The sequence below is a fragment of the Microbacterium karelineae genome (assembly GCF_009745985.1).
Lineage (GTDB): Bacteria > Actinomycetota > Actinomycetes > Actinomycetales > Microbacteriaceae > Microbacterium > Microbacterium karelineae.
In genome coordinates this window covers 1-203 of sequence record NZ_WFIX01000013.1, presented here as the reverse complement: position 1 = coordinate 203, position 203 = coordinate 1, and the positions used below count along the sequence as shown (strand labels likewise).

Below are 203 nucleotides of genomic sequence, written 5' to 3'. Positions count from 1 at the left end.
TGATCGGCTCCAGAACCTTGCCGCCGCCCTTCTGGGCCAGCTGCTTGGTCGCCATGGAAGCAGCGATCTTGAACGCCATCTCGTTGGAGTCGACGTCGTGGTAGGAACCATCGAAGACGGTCGCCTTCAGGCCGATCAGCGGATAGCCGGCGACAACGCCGTTCTTCATCTGCTCCTCGATGCCTTTCTGGATGGCCGGGATG

1 protein-coding gene is annotated in these 203 nt (G+C 61.1%); it reads right to left on the bottom strand.

Features of this window, described 5'->3' with window-relative positions:
• Positions 1-203 (bottom strand): hypothetical protein (locus GB932_RS00080; RefSeq protein WP_197517166.1); only part of this gene is annotated, 203 nt, incomplete at both ends.